We start from the raw sequence: 14,843 nt of genomic DNA, 5'->3' as shown, positions 1-14,843 counted from the left end.
GATTAAAATCTATGTTTTAAGCTTCAGATGTACTTTGAGTAATCTGATTTGAATAGTTCCAGGTTGTTTCTTTCCATACGTCTCTCGCTGCGACACGAATATAATATGGCGTTGTTGCTTGTAACCCTCCTATAGTGGTTGTTAATGTTGTACCCGTCCAAGACGGCGCTGTTGTTGTAGGGTCGAAGTCTGCAGTCGCACTCAACCAAACTGCATAATCCTTAAGATCAGGAACATCACTTGGCACCCAATTGATCGTGATTGAATTAGCATTGGACGCGGTATAAATATTACTCAATACAGGTGGTACCGGATTACTGATACTCAACTCAGCAAATGTACTTAAGTTCGCCCCGCGCTTGCTGGCTACTCGAATTGTATAAGCACGCTGAACGCCATCAACTTTGGCCTCTTCAATCGAATAGCTGTAATCCGTGTTAGTGGTTTCAACCTCTCGCAACTTCACACCATTGGACCATATCTGAGCAATATAACTATTTGCCCCTGCAGTACTTTGCCATTGGACTTTAAACGATGTCCCCACAAATGGTGATTGTAGTGATAGACCAATCACACCAGATGGCCGTCCACCGTTCAACGTATAGCTATATGCAGTGACTTCATCCAACGTTTGCTCTTTTTGTTCAAGTCCATTAAAGCTGGTGAACTTCAAATAGATCTGTTTTCCAATAAGATTGGTATTAAAGCTATATTCAAAGATAGCCCTGTCCAAACGTATAAAGCTTTCACCTGCATTGTGATTTTGAGCATCATTAAAACGGCCACGCAAAACATCACTTAATGTGTACAGTCCAGATCCATTCAAAGTGGCTTCTTGATAGTTAAAATACTCGTCACCCACTTTGCATATCGTTTGATCTGTTTGAGCATCAAGCAAGGTACCACTGAATAACTGACTTGCTGTATTTAACTGAATCTGCATGGATGTGGCATTATTGGATATTGGTACAACCAACTGACCATATCGAGCTGAACCATAAATCGTTCCAATGAGTTCATACGTGGTGTTATCAAGACTGGCCCAAACATTACAACCACCCCAATTCAAACCACCCGACACCGCCATCCATACTTCATTTTTACCATCAGTCATATCTAGTGGCGGTTCAAATATCGCAGGTGCATTTACATTACCTGGCTCTTCATTACCGCCTTGATAACCATTAGATGCTTGCAGATCATATTCAATTGCAGATCTAGAACCCTCTGCCACTTCCTCTGCAGTAATGGTTAACACCCCATCGTCATCCTCTTCCACCCGAGTAATACGAACCGCAAACTGATCCAGACCTAATGAAACATCCGTGATAGTCACAATATCCATCGGCTCAAGCAGGCAGTACTTCCATCCCAGTTGAAACTCGTATTCATTACGAACATAGAGCAATCGCTGTAAACGTAGTTGGGCCACATGCCTGGCAATCTTTGGCTCACAAAAAAAAGTTAGCTTTTGAGGCTCTTCCGATCGCAATCCAAACATTTCAATATTGGCCTGATCCTTGGCTTCGACCGTTTCCGTGTTGTACTGGTTGTATCGATTGATGTACTCAATCTGCACGTGGTTATAAGCATCAGTATCACGGCTACGGCGAACTTTGACAGGCTCATCTTCACCAAGAAAATCATCATCATTTAAATGGTAAACCGGTGTAAGATCTGGCGTGAACGTTACGCCGTGGCCAGTCATTGCGGCATCGCCAAACGATTTGATTTTTAACCCATCAGGACTTGGTACGACAGCACAATTTACGGACTCAACGATCTCATTAATAATCTCATGTGCTTCACGCTGTTCTGTGAAGGCAGGCGAAATTAAAAGATTTGCAGCTCGGCAATAGGTCCTAAACTCGTTCAAATTAGCGATATTTAAGCTTGGAGCTGCGCCGTAGCGCGGATTACTGATTAAGTCCTCTATCACATCTGCTGGATTGGCATCATGAATAGTTGAAGATAGTGTGATTGTGCTAATCACTTCAAAATTATGATTAGACAGACTAGCACTACCACCCAAGTCATAGTTTGCTGCTGCAACGTAACCAAGAAACGGATAATTCAAAGCTTGGTTGGGGTGAGCACTGGAAATATACCCCCACATCGGATTGTTATTTCCGTCAAACAACTCGAAGCCAAGCTGATCGATCGGCTGAAGGATTACACCACCCTCTTGCTTGGCCACAAGCTGATCTTTGTCCACCCATATCATGCCAATATCTTGAATCTGGTTTTCACATAGACCAAGCATTAATGAGGCGCTATAAGTATAGGTAGTATTCTTGGTTTTGGTCTTGCCGCCTTTACCACCAGATTTTGTCGTTGTGGTATGAGCGATTGCTTTAAAATCGCCATACCAGAACATATTCGCGGCCACACGGGTTTTTCCATAGACCAATGGCTGACACAATCCATAAGCTGATTGTTGGATCCGCATTGAATTAATGCGGGTATCTGACATGCTGATTGTGGTACTACCAAACACTCCACTCATTCTTTCAGCCTCTTCATACGAAAAAAGCCCGCACAACGGCGGGCTAAACTTCCTTTTGTGCCATCCTGCAGGATGACGCCTAAATGAATATAGGAATGGATAATGGTTGGCCATTCCACAACAATTGCACCATGACTGATGCATTTGCCAAAATGATATAAAACCAGATCACCTGGTTGAGGTTCTTCCACTTCATAACACACGCTAAGGACATGTTCTAAATAGCGCTGTCCCATTTGGTGCATATGCCAATCGGGAGGGTATGGCCGAGGATCCAAGTGATCCATCAGCCCTACCTTTTCAAAAACCTCACAAATTAAAGTGCCACAATCAACACCAACACCTTTGATACGGCCTTGGTGATGATATGGCGTGCCGAGCCAGGTCATGGCCTCGTCAACAGCTTCACTTGCTTTGGACATCATAAACTTGAATTCACTGAAATAATGGAATCTGTTTCCCAAACTTCGCCTATAGCTGTTGTATGACGCTCTGTGCCAATAAAGTTTCCAGCTACCGAATAGTAGAATTTGTTGTAGTTAGTTGGGTTCGCGATATAGAAACAAGCGGTCGGATTGTTCGGATGCTTTAGAAACTCTACTGAAGCATCAATACCCGTTGGCCCCCATATCTGGCATGCTGGTAAAGAACCCATTGTTAACGTTCTCTCAAAATCAGCCTCGCCAATATTTTCTATTGCATAAAGCGGTTCGCGGATTGCTTTATCCGTAATCTGCTCACCAGAAGTGTCGTTTTGTTTGCGCTTGATTGGCAACATCGTTAGGTAAGCAGTTTTGATAATAAGAGACATCACCCATTTTACATACTGCTTTAAGCGTAGTTTTCTATTCTCAAAAATTAGATGCTTGGTATGGTCTGCTACTTTAATCTGCGTGTTCATCCGGAACATATCTGACACCTGGATAAGTTCAAACTTCTTGCAGACAAAGCTTTTTGATACGGAAGGATCGATCGGCTTGCCATCAACCATAAACATGAATGAAGTTAAAATCTCATCCCCATGCCAGCCACCCATAAAATCACCTTTACCATCCTCAAGAATCGCGCACTCCATCTCTCCTGCAGTCACAATTTCACGGGTTCGGGTAAAGCCAAAACTGGATTGAGGTTTATCAACTTCATATACCCCTTGGATACGCCAAACATCAACATTACCGAGCTGGTTATTAGGATCAAAAGGTGCCGTTTGCCGGGCAATTCGCCAATCGGTATATTTTGTTGATAAGCGCTTAGACCCTTTCATGTAAATATCTATTGCAGATGCGCCCACAAAAACAACAACATCATTGTCGTCAAGATTGTTATAAGGGATATCCAAATTAACAATAGTTGGTTTCGGGAACCCACCGACCGGATAGTGCTCACCATCTAATGAGGTATTATAAATATAAAATGGCAACTGGTTTGCCAGGTTTTCAAATGATTCCGTTGTCGCGCCACCAGTGTATATACCAACTTTAACCGCCTCCTTAGGAATATTCCCTCCAGCATCTGCTAAATTTAAGTCAATATATGCTGTCTGCAATCCTCCACCAGAAAAAGTAACGCTACCAGCTTCAAGCCGGTACCGACGATTTAGACCACGATTAGGTAAGAAGAATGTACCACTCCATGACAGGGTTCTTGTTGATGCATCAAAATAAACTCTATTCGTGCCATTCTTCAACCAAATATCGCCCACCGGTCGAGCAGTATGCCGATAATGCCCAAAAAGTAAGCCGCCATATCCATATAAGTCGTTTATAAATAGTAATATCTTTCGGCCTTTAAGAAATGCATCTTTACCCTCCGCAAGCGAAAGGTATCCCATATCCCCTGAGGTTACAGTCAATTGAGGTATAAGGCGATTGTTCACAGGCGCACTATCCAAATCTACATAAATAGCCTGCCCAGCAGCCAATGTATAAGTGCCACCGGCTACACGTGCACCACCATTTCCTGCACCTTTAGCAATAGTTAAATCAGTAAAAGCAATCTCAACGGCTTCCGATGCTACTACTCGTTGCTTAATTATAAAACCTGATAGTAGATAGCTTGAGCGTTCAGCCCTTTGATTTACTAAATCCACAGAAGCAACATTCTCAACCAATAATTTTAGTGCATTTTTAAACTGCGCCTCGGTTGTGGATGGATCTATGAATTGATCTGCAGTAGGTAATTCGGCCATTTTATTTTTTCCATAAAAAAAGCACCCTTTCGGGTGCTTGGCTAAAACGAATAAGAAATTATTTAAACGGATGTCTCAGGAACAGGAACAAATGGAGCGCCACGAAAGCGTGTACGGTTGTTAAACCGGTTTTGGCATGTTTCAAGGCGCTTGTCGCAACCTGGGTAAACTTTAATTGCCTCACCAATTGCAGGCATTTCTAAAAGTGGCAAGGTAAGCAGCAAGGCCCCTGACTCATGAAATCGAACCGTACGTTTAATCCCCCGATTAACACCTTGGGTGAACTCGACTACGCCTTGAGTAAACCACCCCTGAGGTTGATTTAAGGTACATATAATACGGCTCGGTGTGCTGTTTGCTTCGATTGCTGTATTGACCACAAATGCTGAACTCAACAAGCCACACCCGCTATCAAATAGCGTATTTAAACAACTCGGTTGGTAAAGATTGCGTGGCATTTTGACATTCAGAATATCGGTATCTGAGGCGGCATTGACGTGGATCTGATTGCGGTCCATTTCTGGTTCAATCAAACTCCCTTCAAATAATGTGATTGCACCAGCACTGGTATCAGTTGGAGTATTCATATCCATAAAGACACGCTCCAGTTTGAACCGCGCCCCATCCAGAATACCATTATGAAATGCTTGGACTATTGGTACATCACTAAACAGCGTATCGTCATTTACCATGATTGTGACCGATAAGCTGTCCACCTCAATACCAAGATTTTGGGTGATGCCTTCACGCTCTATGATGGGACCATCTGAACGATATAACTGCCCTGCTATTGTCAGATCAAAATCATAATTGGTGTATCGGTACACATCACCCTGAATGGTTGTGATGGTATATAGATCAGCCATTAGAAATTGATCCGCATTTAATAGTGCAATAAGTTTTGTTGAGGCCTGTCTCATATCTTATTCCCCAAGGATCCAACAAACTCGACCTTGCTGGCCTTCCAAAGTTTTTTCATAAAATTCACATATTGCTGTTCGTCCTCCTTAAACCGGCAACGATAGTAATAAATGCCTTTGATATTGAGCATCTGGCCAACACCCAAAGGAGTAGATAAAACCACCTTGCCATCGGCAGTTATTTGCGAAGAACTGTTATTCCACATCAATGTTTGATCGTTGGCATTCCACATCAATTGAGAACTATTGGCATTCCACATCAAAGGGTTTGTTGGTTGTGATGTGGCTTTGATGTTTCGGATTGGCAACTGTAAATTATGCATTTGCTTATACAGTTGGAATGTCGTAGTTACGCCATCACCCACAAAAGTACAATCAAACTCAAAATCATCTGGCATTTGGAACAAGAAAGAATCGAAAGCACCACGGCGAGCCAGAAAAAAACTCTCAAGAATCTGGAACTCTTTTCTGTTCTTATTCTCCCTGAGAAAGGCATAAGACATAGAGATCTCATACTTTGGCACTGCTTGATAACTGGCCCGCAGCTCACGACCATTGACGGAGGTCATGATCTTGGTGTTAAAAGTAGGTGTCTTGGTCAGATCCCACTCTAAACCGGGTAATTCTGGAAATAATTCATTCGACATGCTTCATCCTTATTTACCAAAGTTACGGTTATAGCCCTTTAAGCCACCTGCCAATTCACGCCCATGTTTTTTCATGAAACGTTTTAAGTCTCTTGAATCCCATGCTTGAATGTTGATTGGCTGCGGTGCACCGACATCTGCATAAGCCATATCAGGATTTTGACCTCCACCCGCCATTGATCTACCCAATGCACGAATTGTATTGGCATGCTGTTTTGGTAAAACCATTTCCTCTTCATGCAGTTGTGTAACAGGATTGACGCCAGATGGAATGTCATAACCACCACGGGCAGATTTGATTTTGCCTGCAAGACCAGCCACCAAACCAAATGCAGCCGCGCCAGCACCAACAGCGAGAATAGGACCGACATAAGGAATAGCTACCATGGCTTTAAATGCACCCGCCATCGCTTCCCATGCTGACATCATAATTCCCTTAATTGCTTCAGCCGCTTTTAATCCTAAACGAGCGATGCCACCTGCAGCAGTAACACTTGTCCTGGTGGCCTCCCCTGCGATTGTTGCCCCTGTTTGTGCAGCCTGGCCAGATGATTCGGCGGCAGTTTCCGCACCAACAAAACCAAGTTTACGAGCTAATTTAATCGCTTGGATTCTTAGCCACCCTTGAAGCTCCTTAGTAGCTGACTGCAATGCAAATGTACCCATGTCAATCAGTACAGCTTTAGTTGCATTACTCCATGTGAGAGTCCCATTCATCAGAGACTGAATGCCCTTATCCCAAAGGTTAGAAATTCGAGATGTGAAACCACCAAACTTAGCTTCAAAGTCTTTCATTTCCGCATCACTAATTAAGCCATTAGACTTAGTGTCAGCAACATTCTGATCTGTGGCTAAATCAGAAATATTGTTAAGAATCTGATTTTGATTACCTTGCTTTCCAGACTTTCCACTCATCTGGTTTTCAAGCTCAAGACGCTCCTCTAAACCACGCCGTTTTAATTCACGTAACTGATCTTCGAGTTCTTTTTCCAATTTATACTTTTGAACATTGGAAATTTTCTTGGCATCAAAGGCAGCCTGAATCTCCGCTTTGTTAATTTCAAAAATACGCCGGGCTGCGAGTTGCTCATTCTCTATCCTTTGTTCTTGGAGTTTTTTTACCTCCTCAAACTCCTTGACACGCAAAGCTTTGGTTTTATCACTGGCCTCTTTTTCAGCAACAATTCTAAATTTAGCCTTTTCAGCTTCAGCTACTTTTGATTTCTCAATTTCGCCTAGGGCTTTTTGTAGATCCAGCGCAATCTTTTCTTCTTCAGTTGCATACTTATATCGAATGTCAGCAAGGGCCTTAGCTGCCTGTTCAGCTGCTCTCTGTTTAGCCTTAGCATCGGCATCAGCTTTAGCCTTAGCTGAAGATCCACCAGATCCACCTGCATTTTTAACACCGGTACCTATGCCAAAGTTTGGGTTAAACGTTGGTGATGGTGGTGGTGCAACTTTAGGACTATTTGCAGCAGGGAAAAACATATTAGTAAGTTGATCATTGCCTTTTGTAGCTGATTGAACTGATGCGTTTTTAAATGCACTCCAAGAGTCCTGAGTGGTCATTACGCCCGTATTCCATACGGATTTAATATTCGATAAACGAGACTGCATTTGGTTGCTATAACGATCAGTGATTGAACCTATTTGAGATAAACCATTCTCCCAAGATGCTTTTGCTGCCGAAAAGTTAAAGCTAAGTACGTTACTAACGACATTTCCAAATGACTGGAACTTAGCAGACAATACATCTAGCCCATACTGAATGGTTTCACTAAACCCTGCAAAACCATTTATTACTGTACCAAAGGCTATATTGATTGCCTGACATACTGTGGATACAACCGCTCTAATAGCGGCAAATGCAATCTCAATACTGACTCTTAAGCCCACAGCCACGGCAGCAAATCCCTTCATTGCCCCTGAAACTAAGTCCATAAAGCTGATTTGTGAAATTGCTCCGTCACCGATATCTGCTGTTAAATCGTTCCAAATATCAGAAATCAATGTAAATACGGATTGCACAATACCAAGCAGGTTTTCAAATATTGTAATAATTGCCGTTACAGATCCATCAATTCCATTTTTGGACCTCGCAGCAAAATCAAGAAACTTGTTAGCTAGATCAGTCAATATTGGTGCTGCCTGGGCAGCCATGTTATTCAAGACGCCTTGCATAGTTGCCTGAATAATGCCAAGTGCAGAACTAAACTCTTTTGTGGCACGAATGGCCTGCTCATCCATCACCAAGCCTAGATCATGCGCTTGCTGTGAGAAGTCCTTTAATTTATCTGAATTATTTTCTAGTAGTGGTGCTAGCAAAGTCGCATCATCAGCCAAAGACTCCATATAAAATGTCATTTCAGCTTGCGATACATTCGCCTTTTGAAGCGTCTGGTAATATTTTTCTAGGATTTGTGGACCAGATAAGCCTTGAAACTCTTTGGAAGTAACACCAACCTTTGGTGCAATTTTCTCAAAGAAATCGGCCATCTCCCCGCCGCCCGTCTGCATGAAGTCACCAAACTTATCATTCACATCCTTCATGACATCTGAAAGCTTATCTTGCTCAACTGAAACTTTCTTAGCAGCAAATGCCCATTCTTGAAATTCTGTTGTAGTTGCATTCGCCAAACGAGCTTGGTTTTCCAACTCTTTTGAGGCTTCACCAACTTGATTGGTTAAATTTGCCAACCCAATCATTGCAGTTCCTACAGCTGCGGTGATACCTAGCCCCACCATAGCAAAACTACGGGTAAAGCTTGCTGAGATGGATGTTCCGACCTCTTCAAACCTTGTGGTGACAAGTTGAGAAATTGAATCAATGCTACTTCTAAAGCTTGAAAAATCAGGAATAAAATCAATATTTCGTCCTGTATCCTCAATATTGTCCGCAGCATTATCAACGATTTGCTCAGCATCATTCATGCCTTGTTCGAGTTCAGTTGTTCTGGCGCCAACACGCACCTCAACACGATTGTCTGCCATATACATTTCCTCAGGCCTAAAAAAACCTGTCATATGACAGGCATAAAAAAACCGACATGAATGTCGGCTTAATAAAATTTAGTTAATAAGGTATTATTTAATACCTTTAAAAATTTAATCCCAATCTAATCCAGTACTATCAAAGCTAAATTGTCTATCACCAGTTTGAAAAAATGGTAACTCAACAATTAAATTTTCCCCTTTTTTTAATTTTTGAATAAAACTTTTAATTTGCTCTTCATTAGACATATATAGAATTTTAGAATTTTGATCATCACTCATTTTTAAATTAATTTTCTCAATAGAACCATTCCCAAATTTAATGGATCCAGTACAACCATCCATAGAGGCGCAAAAAAACTGACCTTTGTCAATTAAGAATCCCACACCATCAGAGTTGGGTGTTTGCGAATTTTTTCTTAAAGCAATTGTTAACTTTGAACCACCGTTGTAAGGAAATTCAAATTCAACTGTATTATTTGATTCTAATCCTGCAAATTTAAGAGAAATATTTCGCATTTCATCTTTGGATTCCTCATACCTCCAACTTGTTAAAGGTTTTTGATCAGAATTATTTCCTTTCTTTGCTAAATCGTCATTTGATGCTTCTACTTGATTTGTATCTGCTGATTTTTCTTCAATATGTTTGCTACATCCAGCTAGACCAAGAATTAAAAACCCAATAAATAATAATTTTTTCATACTAATGACCAGTTGTTTAATATTGGACTTAATTTATCAAACCAAAATATCTTTGTCACATTTATATAGCTAGGGCGATATTAACCGCCCTGGGGGAAATTATTTAATACCTCCATCAGATCATCTTCATCATCTGTGATATCTGACATAGGGTCACTATCTTCAATCCCCATAAATGCTTCTAAAATACGGCAAAGCCTTTGAACACCAATATTTGTGGGAGGATATTCTCGTTGATACGCATTTAGTGCTTTAAGCCGGATTAAATCCATTTCATTTCTGACATAATCATAATCACGCCCTAATGTAAGCACCAAATGGGTATACAACTCCTCCCAATCTATTCCCCCTGCTGGTCCTCTTTAACCTCTTTGCTTTGCAAACCAGATACCGACATTACAGCACCCATTACATCTTCTAATTGGTCCATATAAATGAGATCTGCAACATCATCACGGGTGATGTCGGGGTAATTGCGTTTCAGTGATTTATGCGCAACATCGATCACCAAACCAACATCAGAGGGCTGAAAACCTTGCAATGCAGGTAAAAGCTTTTCAATTGCACCCAAAGATAACGGTGCAAACATTAATGGTTTGCCGTCGATGGTAATCTCTTGGCCACGAGGGTTATCAACTTGTTTAAATTGCATCTGCTCTTACTCCGACAATGTTGCTTTAAATACGCGGCCTAGATCATCGGCCATGGGTTGAAATTCAAACTCAGGGATATCGTAATCATCCTGCTTTGAACTAAAACCAAGCTTATTACTGACATTACGGAAGAACTCCATACCCATGAACTTGCCTTTGTAGTCTCGTTGCAAGTTCACGGCAAACTCTGGCGTATATCCCATATCCAAGTTAGATACTGTGATCTGCTTGGCACCTGCCACCGTTGCCGAGTATTTAAAGCTGATAAATACCGTTTTGCCCACGTCTGCAGTAGCAAATGTATAAGCGCCTGTTGCAGCATCAACACTGTATTGCCCTGTGGTTGGTGCACTTGCTACGCGCTTCATTGGTACCGCTTTTGAATCTGTAACACCTAGATCCTTAACGTAAGTACCGGCATTTGGCACCACTGGAGTAACCAAGCCACCTGCAGGGATAATTTCGCCGTTAATGGTTTGCGCAATAGTCTCTATACCACCCTCAGCAATTACACCACCAAAGAAAATCGAATTAAGTAATGCGCCATTGATACGGCCAAAACTTGCCTTACACTTAATTGAACCCTTACCACGTGCTGCATCTACAGCAAATTGGCCACGGCCAAAGAGTTCCTTTAAGTCATAACTGATATCGACTGATACCGATTGCAGAACCCCTACCTCAACAGGCGTAGGATTACTGATCGGCTGACCATAAACATCCTGAATAGGTGTGGCAAAGATCTTGCCAGCACCAAATAAATACTGAGCCATTATTTTGACCTCTCAAAAATGACAAAACCGCCAAACGGCGGTCATTGAATGAATTGTGTTTAATTGGTTGTGAGGATCCGGACAGGAATAATTGCAATTGCCTGGTCATCTAGCATATTCTCAACCGCTTCATATACTTCAATTGTTCCGTCAATCCAGCAGTGCTCAACCAATCCCCCTAAAGTCTGGTATTCACACATTTCAGGGAAATCCGGTTTAATTGCAGCACGCACACGATCGACAAAAACATTTAATTGCGCTGATGGTGGTTTTTCCTTATCCGCTTCATGGATATAAAGATATAACTCAGCAGCAAGTTCTATTTTGGCATTTAAGCCCTTTACTGGTCCTTCTTGTTGGTTGCCCTGGGTAATAAACAATGCAGGGCGTTCAATTTGCTGCACGTTATTAAAATGACGTAAACGGCGGCTGACTGTCACCACCCCATCAACATGAGTGCTCAGTCGATCAAACAGCGCTTGATATATTGCTTCACTATCCACCTGCTATACCCCTTTGAATTGCGGCATCAATATTACGTGGCGCAATCCGACCAATCATGTCCAGTGAGTCACGCATAAAACGCAACTCTCTGAATCTGACATTCCTAGAATGCGCTCGGACGCTGATCTGTGTTGGTGATATCGGTTGACCAAAAGCTTGTTTAATCATTCTCAAGTGAGCTTTAACGCCTACGGAACCATTTAAACCAAACTCATGCACAAATGCATAAGGAACCAATGCACCGCCTGCACCAACTGTACCCTCAATCCAGTCTTTATCCTCATCCACTTTGGATGAAACAGATCCACGCAAGCGACCAGATTGGACCTTTAGCCTCTGGCCACTCAACATATCTTCCTGAATGGTTCGCTGCAGTCTTAAAGTAAGAGCGTTAATCGTGCGTCTTATTTCAAATCTAATGCGATCATTCATATTGTCAAAATTGACATGGACATCAACACGAGTATCGCTCATAGCTTTTACTCTTTAGCTGCAGCAGTGGTTTTTTTGGTTTCTACTACTTCAACATAACGCTCAAAACCTAAAGGCTTAAGAAACTGGATAATGTCATCCTGTGATTCAACAACGCCGTTATTAACTTCCAGATCTTGGCCAGCAATTGCTAAGGTAGTTGCTTTATATCCTGGCGGTGCTTGATATTTAAAACGCATATATTTTCTCCTACACAACAAAAGCACCAACACCCAAACGATTAGGGTTTGTGCCTTTATCATCAATTGGAATTGAATTTTTTAAGGCAAGGTAACGCTGGCCATAAATGCTCTGATCAAAGAAGGTTTCTTTTTGCGATCGGGAATAACTCACACTCTGGCCAGCAATGGTCATGCTGGATGCATTTGAAAACGCGCTACCGCCCTTACTGTTTGTTTCAACTTTAAGAATATGTGCTGCATACAGACTTACAGCACGTTCCTTTAATGCGCCAAATTCAAGCTGTGATACGACCAACTCGGCCTCGTCTAACGCATCCTGAATGACAGGATCCGATAGATTGGCTAACGCCGTATCATGGGCAAACTTTTGGCGAAACGTTTGTACGTCCATAACACACCTTATTCCTTGGCTTGAGCCAATTTAGCTTGCAGTTGTTCTAGTGTTTCATCATCACTAAACGTCACATCAAGCTCTTTTAATTCAGCTTTGGCAGCATCTAAGGTGGCTTTCTGCGCATCATCCGCAGCCTTAGCAGCATTTGTGGCTGTATCATTTTGCTTGCCCTTACCACCAGTGCTACGTCCACCCGTTCTACCAGGTGATTTAGGTTCGCCCGGTTCATCAATTTCTTGAACATCAATTTCACCCGATTCAATCAAATGCTGTGCGAATTTGTTGTCTTGAAGCTTCTTATGGATATCAGCATCAATTGATGTTGGAACGCCTGCAGGTAAAACAGCAAGGCCAGAAAAAACAAAAGCGGCCTGAGAGCCGCTATAGGTATATGAATATTTCATGTGGTTTTAATCCTTATACATGGTCCAAGTAACGAAGAGAATCAACACGCTTCAACCAAACGCCTTGATATTTGTAGTGACCAGGAACTAAAACATCCAAGCCTTTAGGTTGTGCCGTTAAAAATTCAACACTGTTCCCCTTAAATTGGATGCACGATGGATCACGGCGATAGATAATCGAACGATCAGCACCCGCTGTGCCTTTATCATTACCCCGTCCAGAACCACGAATCGTCAATGGCTTACCCTGAGTCGCAAAAATATTTTTTTCACTTACCCAATCTAAAAATGTTTTACCACCTGAGTCTGCAACAACTCGTGTTGATAAATTTAGGTACTGATTTGACGCCATAAGATAGGTATCTGGCTGAATCGATGCATCACCATCGAAAAGCTCAGATACTTCTGATAATGAATTGTTGAAATCAGCTAAAACTTGCTCAATGGTTGCAGTAGCCCAGTTGTACTGCGCTGCAACTACAGTTACACCAGTCTGATTCAAAAAGCCATTTACCTGAGTTAAGACACCACTTGCATTGGCTTTGGTATAACCATACCAAGCTACATTTGACATATGCTTTTCAGCCGCCAAATTTGCCGCTTGGACTTTATCAGCTTCTAGTGTGAGATTCATTGCTTGAGCCGTAGCCAATTCAACAACCGAATACTGATATCCAATTGTTCCAATTTTTACTGGCAGATTAACGGTGTCGTATTCCACCTCTGCAAGTGGGATATCATCACCAGTACCAGAATAATCTTTACCGATACCGACACCTTTTTTACGCGATAGGATCTCACCGCCGCCGTATACAGCTTGTACGTTTGTAACAGGGATGTACTTAGCGTAATCCAACACCTGTTCGAGCTGTGGAGTAATGTCGTTTTGCTCTTCAAGCTTAATAAATAGCTGCGCAAGTGCATCCAAATTGAATGCATCACCGATCTGAGCTTGAACTGCATATGAAATAGGCGTTAAACGAGCCTTCATTTTTACTAATTTGCTCATGTTTTATTATGCTCCACGAAGATTGATAAGGGCTAAACCATCTGCCCCTGTTAGAGTTTCCCAAACTGCACCAGGTAATGCGGTACCATCAGTGGCCACACTTGATAATGATCCCAACGGCGCACTTTCAGTACCATTCGCTGTCTTTACATATACAGCTGCTGTTATGTCGGTGACAGGTGCTGTTGGCTTTACCCAAATTGCACCAGAAAACATGACTGGTAGCATGTCGCCGGCTTTGTAAGCTTCTTTGCCTGCTGTATCTTTGCCAGTCTTGCCAACACCATGACGAACTACTACGCCGAAACGTGTTGGCGTTGCAGCTGAAACAGCTTTAACAGATTTTCCATCTGTTGTACGAACGACAACAACGCCGTCATTGACTAAAGTCAAACCTGATAACGGTAGAGATAAGACAGACTCATACGCCGTTAAGCGTCCTCGCTGCCCTACAACTGCATTTAATTGTTGAACCATG

17 protein-coding genes are annotated in these 14,843 nt (G+C 42.1%); all 17 read right to left on the bottom strand.

Features of this window, described 5'->3' with window-relative positions; genetic code table 11:
* Nucleotides 1-16: 16 nt before the first annotated feature.
* On the bottom strand, nucleotides 17-2,506 hold the full coding sequence (locus tag F896_RS13745; RefSeq protein WP_016163012.1) for a phage tail protein: 2,490 nt from the start codon (nucleotides 2,504-2,506) through the stop codon (nucleotides 17-19).
* Nucleotides 2,503-2,928 (bottom strand): NlpC/P60 family protein, encoded by a 426-nt coding sequence (locus F896_RS13750; RefSeq protein ID WP_032882326.1) that lies wholly within the window; start codon nucleotides 2,926-2,928, stop codon nucleotides 2,503-2,505. The genes F896_RS13745 and F896_RS13750 overlap by 4 nt, the downstream gene beginning before the upstream one ends.
* Nucleotides 2,928-4,694, bottom strand: a complete 1,767-nt coding sequence (locus F896_RS13755) for a hypothetical protein (RefSeq protein ID WP_016163010.1) — start codon at nucleotides 4,692-4,694, stop codon at nucleotides 2,928-2,930. Before F896_RS13755 ends, F896_RS13750 begins: the two co-directional genes overlap by 1 nt.
* A 62-nt stretch (nucleotides 4,695-4,756) precedes the next feature.
* Nucleotides 4,757-5,614, bottom strand: a complete 858-nt coding sequence (locus tag F896_RS13760; RefSeq protein WP_016163009.1) for a DUF2163 domain-containing protein — start codon at nucleotides 5,612-5,614, stop codon at nucleotides 4,757-4,759.
* Complete coding sequence (locus F896_RS13765) at nucleotides 5,611-6,261, bottom strand: DUF2460 domain-containing protein (protein ID WP_016163008.1); 651 nt, start codon at nucleotides 6,259-6,261, stop codon at nucleotides 5,611-5,613. The genes F896_RS13760 and F896_RS13765 overlap by 4 nt, the downstream gene beginning before the upstream one ends.
* Nucleotides 6,262-6,270: 9 nt before the next feature.
* On the bottom strand, nucleotides 6,271-9,252 hold the full coding sequence (locus F896_RS13770; RefSeq protein ID WP_016163007.1) for a hypothetical protein: 2,982 nt from the start codon (nucleotides 9,250-9,252) through the stop codon (nucleotides 6,271-6,273).
* A 114-nt stretch (nucleotides 9,253-9,366) separates the two neighbouring features.
* The gene (locus F896_RS0119680; RefSeq protein ID WP_016163006.1) at nucleotides 9,367-9,954 is read right to left on the bottom strand and encodes a hypothetical protein; all 588 of its coding nucleotides are present in this window, start codon (nucleotides 9,952-9,954) and stop codon (nucleotides 9,367-9,369) included.
* An 80-nt stretch (nucleotides 9,955-10,034) separates the two neighbouring features.
* On the bottom strand, nucleotides 10,035-10,268 hold the full coding sequence (locus F896_RS13775) for a hypothetical protein (protein ID WP_032882117.1): 234 nt from the start codon (nucleotides 10,266-10,268) through the stop codon (nucleotides 10,035-10,037).
* Nucleotides 10,269-10,294: 26 nt separating this feature from the next.
* Nucleotides 10,295-10,606, bottom strand: a complete 312-nt coding sequence (locus F896_RS13780; RefSeq protein WP_016163004.1) for a hypothetical protein — start codon at nucleotides 10,604-10,606, stop codon at nucleotides 10,295-10,297.
* Between the two features lie 6 nt (nucleotides 10,607-10,612).
* The gene (locus tag F896_RS13785) at nucleotides 10,613-11,380 is read right to left on the bottom strand and encodes a hypothetical protein (RefSeq protein ID WP_005312810.1); all 768 of its coding nucleotides are present in this window, start codon (nucleotides 11,378-11,380) and stop codon (nucleotides 10,613-10,615) included.
* 59 nt (nucleotides 11,381-11,439) lie between these two features.
* The gene (locus F896_RS13790) at nucleotides 11,440-11,883 is read right to left on the bottom strand and encodes a hypothetical protein (RefSeq protein WP_016163003.1); all 444 of its coding nucleotides are present in this window, start codon (nucleotides 11,881-11,883) and stop codon (nucleotides 11,440-11,442) included.
* Nucleotides 11,876-12,358, bottom strand: coding sequence for a hypothetical protein (locus F896_RS13795; RefSeq protein WP_005312806.1), 483 nt, complete (start codon nucleotides 12,356-12,358; stop codon nucleotides 11,876-11,878). The genes F896_RS13790 and F896_RS13795 overlap by 8 nt, the downstream gene beginning before the upstream one ends.
* Nucleotides 12,359-12,363: 5 nt before the next feature.
* Nucleotides 12,364-12,555 (bottom strand): hypothetical protein, encoded by a 192-nt coding sequence (locus F896_RS13800; RefSeq protein ID WP_016163002.1) that lies wholly within the window; start codon nucleotides 12,553-12,555, stop codon nucleotides 12,364-12,366.
* Nucleotides 12,556-12,565: 10 nt separating this feature from the next.
* Nucleotides 12,566-12,949 carry a DUF4054 domain-containing protein gene (locus tag F896_RS13805; protein ID WP_016163001.1) on the bottom strand — a complete coding sequence of 128 codons (384 nt, stop codon included), beginning with the start codon at nucleotides 12,947-12,949 and terminating at the stop codon, nucleotides 12,566-12,568.
* 8 nt (nucleotides 12,950-12,957) lie between these two features.
* Complete coding sequence (locus F896_RS13810; RefSeq protein WP_016163000.1) at nucleotides 12,958-13,356, bottom strand: hypothetical protein; 399 nt, start codon at nucleotides 13,354-13,356, stop codon at nucleotides 12,958-12,960.
* Between the two features lie 13 nt (nucleotides 13,357-13,369).
* Nucleotides 13,370-14,365 carry a DUF2184 domain-containing protein gene (locus tag F896_RS13815; RefSeq protein WP_016162999.1) on the bottom strand — a complete coding sequence of 332 codons (996 nt, stop codon included), beginning with the start codon at nucleotides 14,363-14,365 and terminating at the stop codon, nucleotides 13,370-13,372.
* Between the two features lie 6 nt (nucleotides 14,366-14,371).
* Nucleotides 14,372-14,842 (bottom strand): structural cement protein Gp24, encoded by a 471-nt coding sequence (locus F896_RS13820; RefSeq protein ID WP_016162998.1) that lies wholly within the window; start codon nucleotides 14,840-14,842, stop codon nucleotides 14,372-14,374.
* Nucleotide 14,843: the final 1 nt, after the last annotated feature.

The organism is Acinetobacter genomosp. 15BJ (assembly GCF_000400715.1).
Taxonomy (GTDB): domain Bacteria; phylum Pseudomonadota; class Gammaproteobacteria; order Pseudomonadales; family Moraxellaceae; genus Acinetobacter.
Note: the sequence above shows the minus strand (reverse complement) of the source record. Positions and strands in the feature narration are given on the sequence as shown.

Coding starts and splice junctions, on each gene's coding strand:
- F896_RS13780 (WP_016163004.1), bottom strand. CDS start 10,606: ATGCAATTTAAACAAGTTGATAACCCTCGTGGCCAAGAGATTACCATC.
- F896_RS13755 (WP_016163010.1), bottom strand. CDS start 4,694: ATGGCCGAATTACCTACTGCAGATCAATTCATAGATCCATCCACAACC.
- F896_RS13820 (WP_016162998.1), bottom strand. CDS start 14,842: ATGGTTCAACAATTAAATGCAGTTGTAGGGCAGCGAGGACGCTTAACG.
- F896_RS13750 (WP_032882326.1), bottom strand. CDS start 2,928: ATGTCCAAAGCAAGTGAAGCTGTTGACGAGGCCATGACCTGGCTCGGC.
- F896_RS13795 (WP_005312806.1), bottom strand. CDS start 12,358: ATGAGCGATACTCGTGTTGATGTCCATGTCAATTTTGACAATATGAAT.
- F896_RS13745 (WP_016163012.1), bottom strand. CDS start 2,506: ATGAGTGGAGTGTTTGGTAGTACCACAATCAGCATGTCAGATACCCGC.
- F896_RS13765 (WP_016163008.1), bottom strand. CDS start 6,261: ATGTCGAATGAATTATTTCCAGAATTACCCGGTTTAGAGTGGGATCTG.
- F896_RS13810 (WP_016163000.1), bottom strand. CDS start 13,356: ATGAAATATTCATATACCTATAGCGGCTCTCAGGCCGCTTTTGTTTTT.
- F896_RS13815 (WP_016162999.1), bottom strand. CDS start 14,365: ATGAGCAAATTAGTAAAAATGAAGGCTCGTTTAACGCCTATTTCATAT.
- F896_RS13805 (WP_016163001.1), bottom strand. CDS start 12,949: ATGGACGTACAAACGTTTCGCCAAAAGTTTGCCCATGATACGGCGTTA.
- F896_RS13770 (WP_016163007.1), bottom strand. CDS start 9,252: ATGGCAGACAATCGTGTTGAGGTGCGTGTTGGCGCCAGAACAACTGAA.
- F896_RS13785 (WP_005312810.1), bottom strand. CDS start 11,380: ATGGCTCAGTATTTATTTGGTGCTGGCAAGATCTTTGCCACACCTATT.
- F896_RS13800 (WP_016163002.1), bottom strand. CDS start 12,555: ATGCGTTTTAAATATCAAGCACCGCCAGGATATAAAGCAACTACCTTA.
- F896_RS0119680 (WP_016163006.1), bottom strand. CDS start 9,954: ATGAAAAAATTATTATTTATTGGGTTTTTAATTCTTGGTCTAGCTGGA.
- F896_RS13760 (WP_016163009.1), bottom strand. CDS start 5,614: ATGAGACAGGCCTCAACAAAACTTATTGCACTATTAAATGCGGATCAA.